This window comes from Kitasatospora mediocidica KCTC 9733 (assembly GCF_000744225.1).
Taxonomy (GTDB): Bacteria; Actinomycetota; Actinomycetes; order Streptomycetales; family Streptomycetaceae; genus Kitasatospora; species Kitasatospora mediocidica.
This window is the reverse complement of the sequence record NZ_JQLN01000005.1, coordinates 1,959,597-1,976,902: the sequence shown is the minus strand read 5'-3', so window position 1 is coordinate 1,976,902 and position 17,306 is coordinate 1,959,597. Positions and strand designations below refer to the sequence as shown.

General features: G+C 72.6%; 15 protein-coding genes and 1 pseudogene. 2 read left to right on the top strand and 14 right to left on the bottom strand.

Annotation, left to right across the window (positions count from 1 at the left end):
* Positions 1–326: 326 nt before the first annotated feature.
* Complete coding sequence (locus BS80_RS22700; protein WP_035800095.1) at positions 327–800, bottom strand: DUF3592 domain-containing protein; 474 nt, start codon at positions 798–800, stop codon at positions 327–329.
* A gap of 268 nt (positions 801–1,068) precedes the next feature.
* Between BS80_RS22700 and BS80_RS22695 the strand changes: the two genes are divergently transcribed.
* Positions 1,069–1,629: a hypothetical protein gene (locus BS80_RS22695; protein ID WP_035800094.1), complete on the top strand. Its 561-nt coding sequence runs from the start codon at positions 1,069–1,071 to the stop codon at positions 1,627–1,629.
* A 33-nt stretch (positions 1,630–1,662) separates the two neighbouring features.
* Here BS80_RS22695 and BS80_RS22690 read toward each other — a convergent pair whose 3' ends face one another.
* The 6 genes from BS80_RS22690 to bldG form a co-directional block, all read right to left on the bottom strand.
* Entirely contained in the window at positions 1,663–3,198 is a 1,536-nt protein-coding gene (locus BS80_RS22690) for a DUF7059 domain-containing protein (protein ID WP_035800093.1), read from the bottom strand.
* A 124-nt stretch (positions 3,199–3,322) separates the two neighbouring features.
* Positions 3,323–4,129 carry a hypothetical protein gene (locus BS80_RS37960; protein WP_051966926.1) on the bottom strand — a complete coding sequence of 269 codons (807 nt, stop codon included), beginning with the start codon at positions 4,127–4,129 and terminating at the stop codon, positions 3,323–3,325.
* A 96-nt stretch (positions 4,130–4,225) separates the two neighbouring features.
* Positions 4,226–4,594, bottom strand: coding sequence for a cyclophilin-like fold protein (locus BS80_RS22675; RefSeq protein WP_035800082.1), 369 nt, complete (start codon positions 4,592–4,594; stop codon positions 4,226–4,228).
* Positions 4,595–4,747: 153 nt separating this feature from the next.
* Positions 4,748–7,123, bottom strand: coding sequence for a sodium-translocating pyrophosphatase (locus BS80_RS22670; protein WP_051966925.1), 2,376 nt, complete (start codon positions 7,121–7,123; stop codon positions 4,748–4,750).
* 344 nt (positions 7,124–7,467) lie between these two features.
* Positions 7,468–7,878 (bottom strand): ATP-binding protein, encoded by a 411-nt coding sequence (locus BS80_RS22665; protein ID WP_035800080.1) that lies wholly within the window; start codon positions 7,876–7,878, stop codon positions 7,468–7,470.
* 397 nt (positions 7,879–8,275) lie between these two features.
* Positions 8,276–8,617 carry an anti-sigma factor antagonist BldG gene (gene bldG / locus BS80_RS22660; protein ID WP_035800078.1) on the bottom strand — a complete coding sequence of 114 codons (342 nt, stop codon included), beginning with the start codon at positions 8,615–8,617 and terminating at the stop codon, positions 8,276–8,278.
* Positions 8,618–8,857: 240 nt separating this feature from the next.
* Here bldG and BS80_RS22655 point away from each other — a divergent pair, with 240 nt between their 5' ends.
* Complete coding sequence (locus BS80_RS22655) at positions 8,858–11,260, top strand: DEAD/DEAH box helicase (RefSeq protein ID WP_083975075.1); 2,403 nt, start codon at positions 8,858–8,860, stop codon at positions 11,258–11,260.
* 135 nt (positions 11,261–11,395) lie between these two features.
* Here BS80_RS22655 and BS80_RS40995 read toward each other — a convergent pair.
* The 7 genes and pseudogenes from BS80_RS40995 to ssd all read right to left on the bottom strand — a co-directional run.
* A pseudogene (locus BS80_RS40995) lies at positions 11,396–11,794 on the bottom strand (Rv3654c family TadE-like protein); the annotation flags it as partial.
* Positions 11,791–12,129 (bottom strand): TadE family type IV pilus minor pilin, encoded by a 339-nt coding sequence (locus BS80_RS41995; protein WP_035800076.1) that lies wholly within the window; start codon positions 12,127–12,129, stop codon positions 11,791–11,793. The gene BS80_RS41995 and the pseudogene BS80_RS40995, both read right to left, overlap by 4 nt.
* Before the next feature lie 193 nt (positions 12,130–12,322).
* The gene (locus BS80_RS43000; RefSeq protein WP_035802473.1) at positions 12,323–12,493 is read right to left on the bottom strand and encodes a DUF4244 domain-containing protein; all 171 of its coding nucleotides are present in this window, start codon (positions 12,491–12,493) and stop codon (positions 12,323–12,325) included.
* Positions 12,494–12,705: 212 nt separating this feature from the next.
* Complete coding sequence (locus BS80_RS39575; RefSeq protein WP_157536486.1) at positions 12,706–13,629, bottom strand: type II secretion system F family protein; 924 nt, start codon at positions 13,627–13,629, stop codon at positions 12,706–12,708.
* On the bottom strand, positions 13,626–14,435 hold the full coding sequence (locus BS80_RS22635) for a type II secretion system F family protein (RefSeq protein ID WP_063772033.1): 810 nt from the start codon (positions 14,433–14,435) through the stop codon (positions 13,626–13,628). Before BS80_RS22635 ends, BS80_RS39575 begins: the two co-directional genes overlap by 4 nt.
* A gap of 230 nt (positions 14,436–14,665) precedes the next feature.
* A complete protein-coding gene (locus BS80_RS22630) occupies positions 14,666–16,003 on the bottom strand; it encodes a TadA family conjugal transfer-associated ATPase (protein WP_232246574.1) in 1,338 nt (445 codons plus the stop codon).
* A complete protein-coding gene (gene ssd, locus BS80_RS22625; RefSeq protein ID WP_035800073.1) occupies positions 16,000–17,121 on the bottom strand; it encodes a septum site-determining protein Ssd in 1,122 nt (373 codons plus the stop codon). Before ssd ends, BS80_RS22630 begins: the two co-directional genes overlap by 4 nt.
* Positions 17,122–17,306: the final 185 nt, after the last annotated feature.

Sequence of the window (17,306 nt, the reverse complement as noted above, 5' to 3'; positions counted from 1 at the left end):
GGCCATGGGACCGGTCACCGCAGGCAACCCGGGCTCTCCGCAGCCCGGCACACACCGTCGTGCGGTGTCGCATCGCGACGACCCCACCAGCGGAGTGTGACCGTACCCCGGCCACCCTTGTCAAACGGACGGATCCCGGTTTTTCTCCGGCAAGCCCGTCCGACGCCACTCGAACGGTAACCCGATGATGGACGTTCGTGTCGCGCAGTTCTCCCCAGCGGGGTGTCGGCGAGGGCTCGGCGGGGCCGCATTTCGGCCGGTAGCGGGCGGTAGTGGGCAGCGCCGGCCGGTGTCGGCGGGACGGGCCGCGCCTGACGCGGGCTCCGTCAGCGGGTCAGTACGGAGGCGAGGAGGCTCAGACCGGCGGCGAGACTGCTGGTGCCCAGAATCGTCCAGAACACGTCGAGCGGCAGCGAGGCCATAGTCCCGCTGCCGGTGAGGACGACCCGGGCGGGGCGCCGGGGGTCATAGGAGACCCGGACGACACTGCCCGGGGCGCACCCGGCGGGGCGGCGCAGCGGGGTGCGCCCGCGCGGACGGGCCAGCACCGCGACCGATTCGACGCCGCCGCACGCTCCCCCCGCGGCGGGGAAGACCGCCGGGAGCGTGGCGTAGGAGAGCAGCGGAGCCGGGTCCAGCGCGTCGGCCGTCCGCTCGTCGGCGACCACCAGCGCGGTGGCCGGAATTCCGTGTCGCCGCAGGTGGTGGCGCAGCCGCAACTCTGCGGCGCACCAGAACAACAAGGCGCTGCCGAAGAGCGCGAGCACACTCCCGGCCAGCACCGCCGTCGGCGTCTCCACGTCCCCAGCCCTCCTCGGCGATCTCCTGCGGCGGGAGCCTGGCAGCCCGCAGACAACCCGGACGCGACATTGGTCATACGGAGGGGAAAGTCTCGGCCACGGAACGGTGAACACCCAGGCGTCCCGGCCGACTCCCGGACCGAAGGTCACAGCCGGGCCGTCGAACGTCACAGCCGGGCAACGGTGGCAACCCGGCGATCCGCCCGCGACGTCTGCAAGTCGACCGGCCCGCAGGCCGGCGCACCGTCAGACCTTGGGGGTCCCCACCGTGTCAGCCCGCCGCCTGCTCGCCACCGCCGCCGCCCTCGCCTGCGCCGCGCTCTCGCTGACCGCCTGCGGGCCGGACGACCCGACGCCGGCGGGTGCCGCTCCGACCGCACCCGCCAGAACCTCCGCGCCCGGCACCGCACCGAGCACTCCGGCCACCGCTCCCACCGCCTCCGCCAAGCCGGCGGCCGACTGCACCGCCAACGCCGTGGAGCCGGGCCACCGCGTCATCGTGGCGACCGCCGTCGGCCATGCCACCTCGGTCTGGATGAAGGCCCTGGACACCAAGTTCGTCTGCGGTCCCGACATCCCGAACGACGGCTACTTCCAGGGCTACGGCACCCCGCAGCTCTACTCCTTCAGCAACGACGTCAAGACCGGCATGCTGGCCGACATGAAGACCAAATCGCTGGAGCTGAACACCTTCATGAAGCTCGCGGGCGAATGCCTCGCCACCCCGAACAGCATGCCGCAGCCCTACCAGTGCTACGGCAACAGCTACGACGTCACGGTCAACTCCAAGAACGTGATCACCAGCATCAACGAGCTGTACCACCCCTGAACCCGGGGACCCAGGAGTAGTCCTGACGCATCGTCAGCCGACAGCTTCGATGAAGCCCTGCTCGACCAGCATCCGCAGCGACTCCGGGACCCGGTCACGCAGCAACACCCGGTCCTCGCCGAGCAACTGGGCGATCGCGTCGACGATCTCCCCGGCCGCCAGGGTGCCGTCGCAGACGCCCGCGAAGCCGGCGCCCACGGTGTCCACCTTGGTCGCCCGGCGCATGCCCCGGTTGTGCCGCAGGACCACGTGCTCCGGGTCCTCGGCGCCCGGGGCGCCGACCTGTTCCTGGACGACCTCGTCGGCCAGCGTGTAGCGGGCGGCGAGCAGCGCGGCGTCGTCGTGCGTGCGCAGGAAGTCCTGCCGGGCGAACCACTGCTCGATGTGCGGGCCGAGCGGCTGCTCGATCGGGTGCGGCCACTCCTCGATCCGGACCGTCGGACGGTCCGCCCCGGCGGCGCGCAGGGTGATCCAGCCGAAGCCGATGCCCTCGACCCGCGCCGCCTCGAAGGCGTCCAGCCATTCGTTGTAGCGGGCCTGGTAGTCGGCGGCGGCGGTGAGGTGGTCACCGCCGTCGCGCAGCCAGAGCTCCGCGTACTGGGCGACGTCCTGCACCTCGCGCTGGACCACCCAGGCGTCCAGGCCGGTGCCCGCCACCCAGCCGGCCAGCCGGTCGTGCCAGTCCTCGCCCTTGACGTGCTGCCAGTTGGCGAGCAACTGGCAGTAGCCGCCGGGCTCCAGATGCTCGGCGGCGCCGCGGACCAGGCTCCGGCACAGCTCGTCGCCCGCCATGCCGCCGTCGCGGTAGACGAACCGGCTGCCGGGTGAGATCACGAACGGCGGGTTGGAGACGATCAGGTCGAACTTCCGTGTCCCCACCGGCTCGAAGAGGCTGCCCTCAGCGGTCTCGGTGTTGTCGAAGCCGGAGAGAGCCAGGGTGAGCCGGGCGAAGGCCAGCGCGCGCGGGTTGAGGTCGGTCGCGGTGACCTGCTGGGCGTGCCGCGCGGCGTGCAGGGCCTGCACGCCGGAGCCCGTGCCCAGGTCGAGCGCCGCGCGGACCGGACGGCGTACGGCGAGGTTCGCCAGCGTGGTGGACGCGCCGCCCACGCCCAGCACCAACTCCCGGCGGGCCACACCGGCGTCACCGGTCGCGCCGGCACCGATCCCGCCCGCGCCGCCGACGGCGCAGCCGAGGTCGGAGACCACCCAGGCGTCGGCGCTGTCCAGGCCGGCGACCTCGTTGGCGTACGGGCGCACGTCGACGGTGGCCCGGACCTCGGCGCCGTCCCGCAGCAGCCAGCCGTCCGCCAGCGCCTCGTCGACCGGCAGCGCGGCGGCGGCCGCGGTGTAGGGCACCGGCTGCTGGAGCAGGAAGAGCCGGACCAGCGTCTCCAGCGGCGTGCCGCCGCGGGTCGCCCGCAGGGCGGGGACCGCCTCGCTGCGGGCGAGGGCGGCGTAGCCCGTGGGGCCGAGCAGATCGAGGCAGCCGTCGGCGGTGTAGGAGGCGGCGAGGAGCGCCTCACGCAGGCGGGCGAGGCGGGCGGGGTCGGGAACGGGGAGCTTGGTCACCCCGCCATTGTCCCGCCTGTCGCGCCCGGCGCGGCGCACACCTCGCGGCGGCACCGGCTTGGTGCGCCGGTGCCACTGGGTGCCACGCGTCACGGGTCACGGGTCACGGGTCACGCGCCACGGGTCAGCTCGGCGAGGCGGCGGCGGCCGGGCTCCCGGAGGACGAGGGATTGGCGGCGGGCGTGCCGGAGCCCGCAGCCGACGACGCGGGCGCCGCGGGTGAACCAGGCGCGGCGGGCGCTGCGGGCGACCCCTGCGCGGCGGGTGCTCCGGGCGAACCCGGTGCCGCCGGTGCGGAGGCGGCGGGCGAACCGGAGGCCGCGGGCGAACCCGCCGCGCCACTCGCGCCGCCGGTGCCGCTCGCGCCGGCCGTCGCGGAGCTCTTGCAGCCCGGCTGCTTGGCGATCGCCGTCCCCAGGTCACCGCTCTGCAGCTTCGCCAACGCCCCCGTGGAGAGCCGGGCCAGCTGCTGCACCTGGTCGCCTATGCCCTTCAGCCCGTCGGCGAACTTGCCCTGGTCGCTCGTCGACAGGGCCTGCAGTTTGGTCTGGATGCCCTGATAGCCCTGGGCGGCCTGGCCGAGCTCGGCGGCGGCGTCCTTCTGCAGCCCGGCGCCGTTGGCCGTCTTGGGCACGCCGGCCTTGGTGATCGCGTCCGCGATCTGCTGGTTGGCGGTGCTCAGCGTCCCCAGGTCGGTGGAGAGGCGCTTCTGCAGATCGGCCGGCGCCTCACCCGCCACCACCCGACTGGTGTCGTTCAGCGAGGTCTGCGCCTGGCCGACCGGGTCGCGCATCGAGCCGCAGACACTGCTCGCCCAGGCGTTCAACTGACCGCTGTTGTCACTGCTGCAGGCGACCGCGCCCGACGCCAGCAGCGCGCCCAGCACCGGTACCGCCAGCAGCCGTCGGCCCGCCCGCTTTCGCTCGTCCACCAGGAGAGCCCTTTCCGTCCAGTCCCGAACCGTCCCCGGTGAAACTACCGGACGGGGGATCCGTGACGGTCGGCCGTCCCGCCGGTGCGGTGCCGCTCAGGCGCGCTCGACCCGGATCGGGTCGCCGTCGCGCACGGTGCGCAGCACCTGCGGGTCACCGTCGAGCGTTCCGAGCAGGTTGCACGGGCTGGCCAGCCGGCACTCGCCGCCGCGCGAGACCGGCGTCGGCCCGTACGGCAGCGCCAGGCTGTCCCCGTCCGTCCAGAAGGCGACCGTCCCGGGCTCCACCACCTGCTGCGCGTCGTCCTCGCGCGGGACGCTGACGGGCGTGCCGAAGTAGACCTCCTCACCCCAGGTGTTCGCGGAGGCGCTGACCGGCAGCGCCTCCCAGAGTGCCTCGCTGGTCGGGGTGGACCGCAGGGTCGCGGTGGCCTGGCCGGCCGGCCAGAGGATGCGGATCCGCATGGGGCTTCCCTCTCGTGGACTGAGCGCTGATCGGGATTTCTCCGATCATCCGATCAGCAGAGAAGCCGCCGCTTCAACAGTTTGTCAATCCTGTCTCACCCTGTGCCCACCCATCCCACCTCAGCCCTCAGCCCTCTGCCTCAGCCCTCAGCCTCAGCCCTCTGCCGGGACCACCCCTCCCGTCCCCGGCAGCGCCTGCCTGTCCGCGTCGGCGTCCGCCACGGTCACCGGCCGACGTTTCGAGAGGTAGACCGCGCCGACCACCAGCAGCGCGGCCAACCCCGCCACCAGCCCCCGCACGCCGACACTGGCGTGCACGCCGAAGCTGAACCGCACCACGGCCGGGGCGATCAGCAGCGAGACCAGGTTCATCACCTTGAGCAGCGGGTTGATGGCCGGCCCGGCGGTGTCCTTGAACGGGTCGCCGACCGTGTCGCCGATCACCGTGGCCGCGTGCGCGACGCTGCCCTTCCCGCCGTGCGCGCCGTCCTCGACCAGCTTCTTCGCGTTGTCCCACGCACCACCCGAGTTGGCCAGGAAGACCGCCATCAGTGTTCCGGTGCCGATCGCACCGGCGAGATACGCCCCCAGCGCGCCGACCCCGAGCGCGAAGCCCACCGCGATCGGCGCCAGCACCGCGAGCAGGCCCGGGGTGACCAACTCCCGCAGTGCGTCGCGGGTGCAGATGTCCACCACCTTGCCGTACTCGGGCGTCTCACTGCCGTCCATGATCCCGGGGTGGTCGCGGAACTGCCTGCGAACCTCGAAGACCACCGAACCGGCCGACCGGGAGACCGCGTTGATGGCCAGTCCGGAGAACAGGAAGACCACGGCGGCGCCGAGCAGCAGGCCCACCAGGTTGTTGGGCTGGGCGATGTCCAGGCTCAGGCTCGCCGCCCCCGAGGTGTTGCCGCCGGCGCTGGAGACCGCCTCGCCGATCGCGTCGTTGAACGAGCCGAACAGCGCGGTCGCCGCCAGCACCGCCGTCGCGATCGCGATGCCCTTGGTGATCGCCTTGGTGGTGTTGCCCACCGCGTCCAGCTCGGTGAGCACCCGCGCGCCGGCGCCGTGCACCTCGCCGGACATCTCGGCGATGCCCTGCGCGTTGTCGGAGACCGGGCCGAAGGTGTCCATGGCCACGATCACCCCCACGGTGGTCAGCAGCCCGGTCCCGGCCAGCGCGACCGCGAAGAGCGCGAGCACGATGGACCCGCCGCCCAGCAGGTACGCCCCGTAGACCGCGGCGCCGATCAGCACGGCCGAGTAGACCGCCGACTCCAGTCCCAACGAGATGCCGGACAGCACCACGGTCGCCGGGCCGGTCAGCGAGCTCTTGCCGACGTCCTGCACCGGTCGGCGGCTGGTCTCGGTGAAGTAGCCGGTCAACTGCTGGATGAGCACCGCCAGCACGATGCCGATCGCCACCGCGGCCAGCGCGAAGAGCCTCGGGTCGCCGCGGTGCCCGCTGATCGCGGCCGGGACGTGGTGCAGCCCGCTGAAACTCCCCGGCAGGAACGCGAAGACCGCACCGAGGACGAGCAGCACCGAGACCGCCGCGGAGAGGAAGAAGCCGCGGTTGATCGCGGTCATCCCGCTGCGGTCCGACACCCGCGGCGCCACCGCGACGATGCCCAGCACCGCCGTGGCCACCCCGATCGCCGGGACGATCAGCGGGAAGACCAGCCCGACGTCCCCGAACACCGCCCGCCCCAGGATCAGCGCGGCGACCAGGGTCACCGCGTAGGACTCGAAGAGGTCGGCCGCCATCCCGGCGCAGTCCCCCACGTTGTCGCCGACGTTGTCCGCGATGGTGGCGGCGTTGCGCGGGTCGTCCTCCGGGATGCCCTGCTCGACCTTGCCGACCAGGTCCGCGCCGACGTCCGCCGCCTTGGTGAAGATGCCGCCGCCGACCCGCATGAACATCGCGAGCAGCGCGGCGCCGAACCCGAAACCCTCCAACACCCTTGGCGCGTTGGTCTGGTAGACCAGCATGACGACCGCCGCACCGAGCAGTCCGAGGCCGACCGTGCACATCCCGACCACGCCGCCGGTACGGAAGGCGATCCGCATCGCCCGGTGCTGCGCGGGCTGCTCCTCGCCGGCCACCACGTCGCGGGCGACCGCCGCCACCCGGACGTTGGCCCGGACCGCCAGCCACATGCCCAGATAGCCGGTGGCCGCCGAGAAGAGCGCGCCCACCAGGAAGAAGGCCGAACGGCCGAGCCGCTGCGACCAACTGTCCGCCGGCAGCAGCATGAGCAGGAAGAACACCCCGACGGCGAAGGCCCCGAGGGTCCTGAACTGCCGGGCCAGGTAGGCGTTCGCGCCCTCCTGGATGGCCTCGGCGATCCGCCGCATCGCCGGGGTCCCCGCCTCGTACGCGAGCACTTGACGCACCATCATCACCGCGACCCCGAGCGCGGCGAGGGCGACCAGCCCGACGATCAGCACGACGAGCCGATTCCCGTCGGTGAGGACGGCTGTGCCCGACGATCCGTCGGCCAGTCCGGTCCAGGTATGCGAGTGCACGAATGCGTCTGCCGAATCAGCTGTGATGAGAGTGATTCCCGCCATGCGTCCTCCCCGACGACTGGCGCGCCGCCCCTGTCCGGACGACGCGCGAGTGGCTCTGGTGGCACAGGCGACCGGGCACGATCCACCGGCCCGACCGGATATTCAGGAGTGTAGGAATCAACCCACGATCGAAATAGACTGCGCGCAGCAGAAAGCAGAAAGAATCATGGGCTGTTGCCGGAAATTTGCGCTTCCCGGCAACAGCCCATGATTCTTTTCGGCAAACCTCGCTCAGCTGATGGTGCGCTCAGCTGGTGAGCACAGGTGGCGCGCTCAGCTGGTGCGATCAGGGGGCGCGCTCAGGTGGTGACCGGCCAGCTCATCCTGATCAGCCCGCCGTCGTCGTCGCGGCCAACCTCCAGGTCCTCCACCAGGCCCGTGATCACCGCGAGTCCGAGGGTGTCGTCGACGCCCTCCCCGGAGTCACCGTCCGTGCCGGGCTCCGCGAGGTCGCTCAGCGAGCCCGCGCCGTCGCCGACCTCGATGAGGAAACGCTTCTCCTGGTCGATCAGGGCCACCCGGACCGCGCCGCTCAGGCCACCACGCTGTTGCAGGCCGACGGCCCGCGAGCAGGCCTCGCCCACAGCCAGCCTGACCTCGTCGAGTACCGATTCGTCCACGCCGGCGCGTCTGGCCACCGCCGCGGCCACCAGGCGGGCTGTCCGCACGTGCTCAGGCAGGGCGCTGAATCGCAGTTCGACGGTTGCCATTTCTCCCCCTCGGGGTTACTTCCGGTGAGCGTCCGGCAGACACCGCCGACGCTTGCTGCCGACCCTACGGCCCACATCACGGCGGACCGAACCCAGGCATCGCATCGATCCGCAGTCCGACTGCAGTACGACAACCGAGAGCCCAACGGCCCGACGAAGGCCAGGCCGCCGACCCGCACGGAGCCAGCCAGACTGCCGACGCCGAACAGCCGACGGTCGGCCGCCCAGGAAGGATCTCCACCGGACGGGCCGTCGGATCCACCGGCCACGCATGGCCGAGGGACCCGACGGCTCGTCGAGCGGACGAGCCCTTGGAATCAGCCGGCCGACGGATCGGCAGACCGGTCAGTGGCCCGGGTTGATCGGTCGTTCAGGCCGCTAGGGCCGTTCAGCCCGTTCAGTCGGTCGCCTCGACGGCCTCGTCGACCGAGGAGTGGATCGGGAACACCTTGGTGAGACCGGTGATCCGGAAGATCTTCAGGATCCGCTCCTGGGTGCAGACGAGGCGAAGCGAGCCCTCGTGTGCGCGAACCCGCTTCAGGCCGCCCACGAGGACACCCAGGCCGGTCGAGTCGAGGAAGTCCACGCCCTCCATGTCGACGACCAGGTGATAGCTGCCATCGTTGACGAGCTCGACCAGCTGCTCCCGCAGCTTAGGGGCGGTGTACACATCAATCTCGCCGCCAACTTCGACGACCGTGCGGTCGCCGACTGTACGGGTCGACAGGGACAGGTCCACGGAACCTCCAGCACCTTGCCTTGCTACGTCACATTGCGTTGTACCGCGAGTCGGGCGGCCTCGGCCGCTCTCGGCTGCCGATCCCGGCCATACGATCTCCACCGCATGGTCGAGTGACCGGCCCAGGTGCCGCCGGCCCCGGCCAACTGGCCCGCCACCGCATCATTCAACCACCTGGCACCATGCCCGCACGATGGCTTGCCGCGATTGTCCGTCACTCCAGTGACACACTGGGTCCTCATGCCGCCCCGCCATCGCCCGCCCGAGGCCCTGCTCGCGACCCTGGTCGCCAGTCGGGGACGTTCGGAGCGGCTCACCCATACGGAGCATCTGCCCGCGCGCCTGGCGCGCCATGCCCCGTGGCCGGACACGATCCGGCCGGAGATTCGCGCCGCCGCCCTGGAACTCGGAATCGAGCGGCCCTGGGCGCACCAGGCCGAGGCAATGCTTCTGGCCGCATCCGGTCAAACTGTGGTGCTCGCCACAGGAACCGCCTCGGGCAAGTCGCTCGGATACCTCGCTCCCGTGCTCAGCGACCTACTGGCCGGCACCGAGGCCGCCAACGGCCGCGGCGCGACCGCCCTCTACCTCGCGCCGACCAAGGCCCTGGCGGCCGACCAACGCCGCCGGGCCACCGAACTCGCGCCCACCCGGGTACGTGCGGCCCTGTACGACGGCGACACCCCGCCGCAGGAACGCGAGTGGGTCCGCCAGTACGCGTCGTACGTGCTGACCAACCCGGACATGCTGCACCGCGGCATCCTGCCGGCCCACCCGCGCTGGGCCTCCTTCCTCAAGGCGCTGCGGTATGTGGTGATCGACGAGTGCCACAGCTACCGGGGCGTCTTCGGGTCGCACGTCTCCCAGGTACTGCGCCGGCTACGGCGGCTGTGCCACCGCTACGGCTCCGACCCGACCTTCCTGCTGGCCTCGGCCACCACCTCCGAACCGGCCGCGGCGGCCGAACGCCTGACCGGGCTGCCCGCCGTGGCCGTCACCGACGATGCCTCGCCCCGCGGACCGATGGTCTTCGCGCTGTGGGAACCGCCGCTGACCGAACACGTCGGAGAGCACGGCGCACCGGTGCGCCGAACGGCCACCAGCGAGGCCGCCTACCTGCTCACGGACCTGGTGGCGGGCAGCACCCGCACGGTGGCCTTCGTCCGCTCCCGACGCGCCGCCGAACTGGTCGCACTGCAGGCGCAGGACAACCTCGACGACTCGCTCGCCGGGCGGGTCGCGGCCTACCGCGGCGGATACCTCCCGGAGGAACGCCGGGCGCTGGAGCATGACCTGCAGTCCGGCCGACTGCTCGGTCTGGCCTCCACCTCCGCCTTGGAGCTGGGCGTCGACGTCTCCGGCCTCGACGCGGTGCTGCTGGCCGGCTACCCGGGGACCCGGGCATCGCTGTGGCAGCAGGCCGGCCGGGCAGGCCGGGAGGCCCAGGGGGCACTCGCGATCCTGATCGCCCGCGACGACCCGCTGGACACCTACCTGGTGCACCACCCCGAGGCACTCTTCGCCCGGCCGGTAGAGGCCACCGTGCTGGACCCGGACAACCCGCACGTCCTCGCCCCGCACCTGTGCGCGGCGGCCGCCGAGTTGCCCCTCGGCGAGGCGGACCTGAAGCTCTTCGGGCCGTCGACCGCGCAGCTGCTGCCGGTCCTGGAACAGCGCGGGCTGCTGCGGCGCCGCTCGGACGGCGCCTGGTACTGGACCCGGCGGGAACGGGCAGCCGACGCCGTCGACCTCCGCGGCAGCGGCGGAAACCCGGTCCAGATCGTCGAGGTCTCCACCGGACGCCTGCTGGGCACGGTGGACGCGGCCGCCTCCCACACCACCGTGCACACCGGGGCCGTCCATCTCCACCGGGGGCGGACCTACCTGGTCCAGCACCTGGACCTGGAGACCTCGGTGGCGCTGGTCGAGGCCGCCAACCCCTCGTACACCACCTCCGCCCGCGACACCACCAGCATCTCGGTGCTGTCGACCGACCGGACCGTCGAGTGGGGCGAGGGCAGGCTGAGTTTCGGCTCGGTCGAGGTGGTCAACCAGGTCGTGGGCTTCCTGCGGAAGCGGATCTCGACCGGCGAGATCCTCGGCGAGAGCAAACTCGACCTGCCGCCGAGGACTCTGCGCACCCGGGCCGTCTGGTGGACCGTCACCGAGGACCAGCTGCTCGACGCGACCATCCCGTTCGACCTGCTGCCGGGCGCCGCACACGCGGCCGAACACGCGTCGATCGGTCTGCTGCCGCTCTTCGCGACCTGCGACCGCTGGGACATCGGCGGTGTCTCGGTACCGCTGCACACCGACACCCAGCGGCCCACCGTCTTCGTCTACGACGGCCACCCGGGCGGGGCCGGCTTCGCCGAGCACGGATTCCATCGCGCGGTCGAGTGGCTGACCGCGACCCGCGACGCCATCTCGGCCTGCGAGTGCGACCGCGGCTGTCCCTCGTGCGTCCAGTCGCCCAAGTGCGGCAACGGGAACGACCCGCTGGACAAGGCCGGCGCCGTGCGGCTGCTGACCGTCCTGCTCGCCGGCGCCCCCAAGCCGCCAGGGGAGCCCGCAGGCTCCGACAGCGCCAGCGACGGGACGGGCGGGGGAACCGAGGGTCAGGTCGGCGCGACTGCCGGATAGGGCGCAGCGGCTGCCGCGGCTGGCCGAGCAGGAACTCCGCTGGACGCCGTCGCTCGCGCCGCCGAACGACCGGACCGGCCCGGCCCTCGCCCGCGCGGTGGCCGGGCCCACCGGGACACGCACCCCTCGCACGGGGACCTGGACCAGCACCTCCACGCTGTCCGCCCCGGGGTCCACCGTGCACGAGACCAGCGCGGCCTGTTGAGCCGCGGCGACTGCCGCCGCCCGCGCACAGCCTCCGTCCGCGTCGAGCAGCAGGTGATCGGCGGCCGCGAGGGCGGCCAGGTCGGCCGCGGCCTCGGCACGGTGTCGGGCGGCGAGCACCGAGCCCAGGGCGAGAACGAAGCCGAAGACGGCGCACCCGAGCAACGTCAACACCGTCAACCAGAGCGTCGCCGAGCCCTGGTCGGGCGCTGCGGAAGGCCGCGTCGACGCGGCCGCAGGGGACGCTGCGGAGGCCGGGGGCGCCGGGGACGCCGGGGACGCCGGGGACGCCAGCCTCGTGCCTCGACGGGGGCTTCTCAACCTGGTCATTCCAACCCCTCCACCATCACGTCCTCCCGGGCGGCCACCGCGTCCGCCGTCAGCCGCACGGAGAGCACGGCTGCCAACCTGCCCGGCCCCAGACACTCGGCCTCCACCGCCACCCGGACCATCTCCTTCTCCGTCGTCAGCCGCACCGACGCGCCGCGCGGCGCCACCGCCTGCGCGACCGCAATCGCGTCGCTGTCTCCCCTGGCAGCCGCGCGGGCCCCGACCCGCGCGGCATCGATGCAGCGCAGCTGTACCGCCGTGGACAGCACGCCCCAGAGCAGCACGGCCGCCAACAGCACCAGCACGGGCATCAGGACGGCTGTCTCGGCGGTCACGTAGCCAGCGTCCGCCCCACCCCGGCCGGGCGTGGCGAGCCGAGCGGACCGGGCGCGGTGGCCACGGCGGGTGCGGCCGCCACGGCCACGGCCACGAGCGCGAACAACGACGACAGCGACGGCAGTGACGGCAGTGACGGCAGCGACTGAAGGGGCTGCTCGGGCCCGATCCGAGCACCGGGCCGGCAGCCGTTCAGACCGCATGGAGGGCCCGGTTAAGCAGCTCGGTCATGGCGTCCGTGACCGCTCCACCCGTCAGCACCTTGTACAGCAGCGCGGCGAAGCCGCACGCCGCCACCGTCCCGACCGCGTACTCCGCTGTGGACATCCCGCTGTCCACACCGCCGGCGACCCTCCGCCGGATCCATGCGCCGAGCCACCGCCCACGCCCGCGCTCACTCGATCCGCTGGAAGGCGTAAGCGCGACTCGGTCATACGGCTGGGAGGTAACGAGGGCCGAAGCGGAGGCCGGGCCGACAGAGAATTCATTCATGGACGAACCTTCCTTTCTGTCTTTCTGACGATTTCCGTTTTCAGCACGATGATCAATTGCGCATCCGGCACGCGACCCAGCGCTCAGATTCGATGCGCAAAGGACGCCGCCAATCCCATGACCACCGGGACGATGCCGATCAGGACGAAGGCCGGCAGAAAACACAGGCCCAACGGTGCCGTGGCCAACACACCCGCGCGGCGGACCCGTTCATGGGCTGCTCGGGACGCCGTCGCTCGCTGGGCAACGGCAAGCCCGGAGAGCGGAGCTGCCGGCGGCGCGCCGCTCACGCTCGTCCGGACGAGGCAGCGCGCCAGGGGCGCGAGAGCCGGACAATCGTCGCCAAGGCGCCCCCAACAGAGCACCGGCGGCGCACCGAGCGAAAGCTCGGACGCGATGGCCGACAAACGCGCTCCCAGCGGACCGCCGACCGTCTGCGCGACTGCCGCAGCAGCCTGGGCCGGCGTGGCGGACGAACTCAGACAGGCAGCCAGCAGCTCCGACGCCAAAGGAAGTTGGGCGACCAGCTGAGCGTCCTCATGCTCCCTGCGACGGTCCGCTGCCGAACGCTCTGCGGGCAGCCACCGCTGCAACGCCACCGCCAGCAGCACGCCGACCAACAGCCCGACCGGACCACCGACGGCCACCGCCACCGCCAGCCCCGCCAGCCCGGGGCGCGCCGACTCCTTCCACAGACGTCGCCACGACCAGGGCCACCGCCGACCCCGCGCGGCCCGTCCCCCAACTCCCAAGCCCGTGGCGCTCATCGACACGCCAGCCGGACCGAACCCGTCCAACCCAGCGGACCGTTGATCGAGGGGTTGCGGTGCCGTGTCCTGCCACGGTTCTTCCAGCCGTGCCGCACGCCGTCGTGCCCGACGCCTACGCAGCAACCAGCTGCCCAGCGAGAACGCACCGCCGCCCGCTCCCAGCACTCCCGCCAGCCCGAGCAGGTCCACCACCGCCGACAACGGCACCGCGCAGGAATCGAGGATCGTCCCGCTCACCACGCCACCCCCACGGGTGCTGCGGTGAACCGCAATCCGCGCCGACTGCCAGCTCGCTCCGAGCCCTTACCGGTACCGACTCCAGTAGCAGCCCCGGCTCCAACTCCACTGCCCAGTAGTCTTCCCGCACCCGCGAGATGCTGGGCGCCTCGGACGATCCTTCCGGTCCAGACGAGGCCGGCCACCTCCAGTGCGGCTCCGGCGCCCAGACACCCCAGGCCCAGCGGGGTATGCAGCAGAACCGTCACCGGATGCGCACCGAGTGCACCGCCGAGCAGCAACCCGAAGACCGGCAGGGCCGCCAGCAGCACTGCGGTCGTCCGAGGCCCCGCCAGTTCGCTCCTGATCTCGTCCTCCAGCGCGCGTTCCGCACGCAGCGCCTCTGCCACCCGGTCGAGTCCGGTCGCCAGGCCGGTACCACCGTCCGAAGTGACCTGCCAGCAGGCCGCGATCGCCGCTGCACCGCCGCCCCCGGGGAGTTCCGCCAGCCAGCGGAAGGCCGCGGGCACGTCTGCTCCGTACCGCCCGGCGGCCAGCCGGACGATGGCCTCCTGTCCCAGGCGAACATCCAGGCCCCCGGACGACCGGCCACGGCCCGCAATCGACTCCAGGGCCTGTTCCGGGGTGGCGCCGCTGCGCAGCTCCCCTGCCAGTGCCGCACAAAACTCGGTGATCGCCGCTGCCCTGCCCCGCGCCTCCCGCGCGACTCGCCGCCGCAGCCGGCACCGGCGCAGCGGAAGCACCAGGAGGGTTGCGACCAGCGCTGGAACCGGCGATCCCGTCACCCACCACAGGGCCAAGCCCACAGGAACCCAGGCGAGTTCAACGATCAGCCAACGGGAGCGCCCACGTGCACGGAAGTGCCTGGGCACTCCCGAGTCGACCTCCGTCGCAGACTTAGCCGCAGCCGCAGCCGGACCGACCAGCACGGCCCGCCCCCGACGCCGCCCTCGCGCACGGCCGTTCAGACCGGCCCACGCGGAGAGCGTTGCCAGACAGAGCAGCAGGGCCAGGACCGCCTGCACGGCGCGCCCGCTCATCCGATCCCCCAACCCACCGGAACCCCCCTCGCGGCACAGAGCCGCTCCAGACGCCTCCAGCCGGCTCCACGGGAGACCGTGCCGTCCAGGGCGAAGACCACGGCGGGTACGGTGACCGCCAGCCCGGACTCGTCGCCTACCAACGTGTGCAGCTCGGCGACCCGGCGCAGACCGGTCCTCGGCTCACGGACCAGGTGGATCACCAGATCGATCGCCGCTCGGACCTGGCTGTGGACGGCGAGCCGTTCGAGGCCCGCCATGGATCCCAACGCCTCCAGCCTGACCGGCACATCGGCCGCCGTGTTGGCGTGCACCGTGCCGCAGCCACCCTCGTGGCCGGTGTTGAGGGCCGCGAGCAAATCCAGCACCTCGACTCCCCTGACCTCCCCGACGACCAGCCGGTCCGGCCGCATCCGCAGGGCCTGCCGGACCAGGTCCCGCAAGGTGATTTCCCCCAGACCCTCCTGGTTGGGGGGACGGCTCTGCAGTCGGACCACATGCGGATGCGCGGGCTGCAGCTCCGCCGAGTCCTCGGCGATGACGATCCGCTCCCCTGGGCCGACCAGCCCCAGCAGCGCGGCCAACAACGTGGTCTTGCCGCTCCCGGTGCCACCACTGATCAGCAACGAGAGCCGGGCTCGCAGGATTGCGTGCAGGAGCTCCGCACCCGCCTCCGACAGGGCGTCGGCAGCCACCAGCTCGTCCAGGGTGAACGGCCGCGGCCGACAGATCCGCAGCGAGATGTGGGTGCACCCGGTCGCGATCGGCGGCAGTACGGCGTGCAGGCGTGTCCCGTCGGGGAGCCGGGCATCGACCCAGGGTCTGGCGTCGTCGAGCCGGCGGCCCGCGGCGGTGGCCAGGCGGTGAGCGAGGTGGCGCACGGCCTCGGCGTCCGGGAAGCTGACTCCCGGCTCCCGGCTCAGCCCACCCCCACGGTCCACCCAGACCTCGTCCGGACCGTTGACCAGCACATCCGTCACGTCGGGCGCCGAGAGCAGCTGGTCGAGCGGGCCCGCTCCGACCAGCTCGGAGCGCAGGGTGCGGACGGTGTTCAGCACGTCGTCGTCGCCCAACGGGGGCTGTGCGGCCCGCAGCGCGGCGGCGACCGAGCTGCTCGTCGGCGCGACGCCGGCCTCGGCCAGGCGCAGCCGCACCGCGTCGATCAGCGCCGCCCTCCCCTCCGGGTCCGAACCCCGGCCGGGGCCCACGCCGGCGCGTCCGGACCGGCGCCGCGGCGGCGCCGGGCTCGGGCGCTGCCGGACGCGGTTGGGTCTGGCCTGCCAAGGGATGTGACGCTCCGAAGGATGCCGGGTGAAGTGCATGCGGTTGCTCATGAGGTGGTTCCTCCTTCGATGACGGTGGGCGGCATGACTTCGTCGAGGTACGCGGCGCAGAACCGGGCGAGGGGTCCGTGCGTGCGCAACCCGGGCGGCGTACCCCGCTCGGCGTCGACCGTCAGACCCGGCTCGTGCGAGACCTCGCCGGCCAGTCGCAGCCCCACCCCGCGGGCGATCTCCTCGCTGCGGAGCCCCAGCGGCCCCGGCAGGCGGATCACGGCGCGCAGATCGGCCAGCCGCATCCGGGCTGCAGCCGTGACCCGGCCTGCCGCGGCCATCGCCCGTAGCTCCGCCGGGATCACCAACAGCCCGGTGTCGGCCTGTTCCAGGGCCTGCGAGGCGGCAGGCTCGAGATGTCTGGGCAGGTCGAGCACCACGAGCCCGCCCCGCCGTCGAGCAGCCGCCAGCACACTGCGCATGGCCTCCGGCGGGATCACCAGTGAGTCGCTTCGATCCCAGGAGAGCGCGGTGAGGCTGTGCAGCAACGGGAGAGCCTTGGCCAGCTCGTGGCCGCTCACCCGGCCGCGGGATCCGGCGAGATCCGGCCAGCGCAGGCCCGCTGTCGCCTCGCCGCCCAGCATGACGTCCAGCCCTCCGCCCAGCGGATCCGCGTCGATCAGCATGGTCCGATGGCCGGCCCGAGCTCCGGTGACGGCCAGCGCGCAGGCGAGTGTCGAGGCTCCGGCGCCGCCCCGCCCGCCCAGCACCGCCACGGTCACCGCCGGGGGGCCGACCCCCTCCATCGCGTCGGCGATCCGGTCGAGCAGCCAGGCCTGCGCATCGGGCAGGAACAGCACCTGTTCGGCGCCGAGTTGGATCCCTCTGACCCAGACCTCACAGTCGTCGAGATCCAGGCCGAGGAGCAGCACACCCGCTCGCCGGGCGAGCCCACTGCACCGCTCCGACAGGTCGTCGCCGACGAGGACGAGCGGGGCGGCCTCCCAGAGGTGGCGCGGCGGCGGAGCGCCGGAGAGGAGCTGTGGCTCCGCACCGGCGGCCGCGCAGAGACGGAGCAGGTGTTCGGCGAGCGCGTCGTCCTCGGTGAGGATGAGCGGCCCGCTCGGCTCGAAGTCGTCGGGCGCGGGACCGTACTGGTTGACGATCGTCGTCGGCATGGCTGCCTCCCCGGAGCGGGATGATCGCCGACCTGCCGTCGACCGCGCCAGGGCTCCGCCGAGGGCGGCGGGGCGAGGGCGGGTCGAGGGCGGCGGCGACGAGGGTCGGATCTCAGCCGTGCGCACCGGCGCCGACGGGCGAAGCGCTCCCCGTCGGACCGGGCTCACGGCCTCGGCTTGGCCCT

What these genes read in the sequence shown, in the direction of transcription:
- BS80_RS22675 (WP_035800082.1), bottom strand. Translation starts at nt 4,594, where the DNA reads ATGCGGATCCGCATCCTCTGGCCGGCCGGCCAGGCCACCGCGACCCTG.
- BS80_RS22665 (WP_035800080.1), bottom strand. Translation starts at nt 7,878, where the DNA reads ATGGCAACCGTCGAACTGCGATTCAGCGCCCTGCCTGAGCACGTGCGG.
- BS80_RS22655 (WP_083975075.1), top strand. Translation starts at nt 8,858, where the DNA reads ATGCCGCCCCGCCATCGCCCGCCCGAGGCCCTGCTCGCGACCCTGGTC.
- BS80_RS22630 (WP_232246574.1), bottom strand. Translation starts at nt 16,003, where the DNA reads ATGAGCAACCGCATGCACTTCACCCGGCATCCTTCGGAGCGTCACATC.
- ssd (WP_035800073.1), bottom strand. Translation starts at nt 17,121, where the DNA reads ATGCCGACGACGATCGTCAACCAGTACGGTCCCGCGCCCGACGACTTC.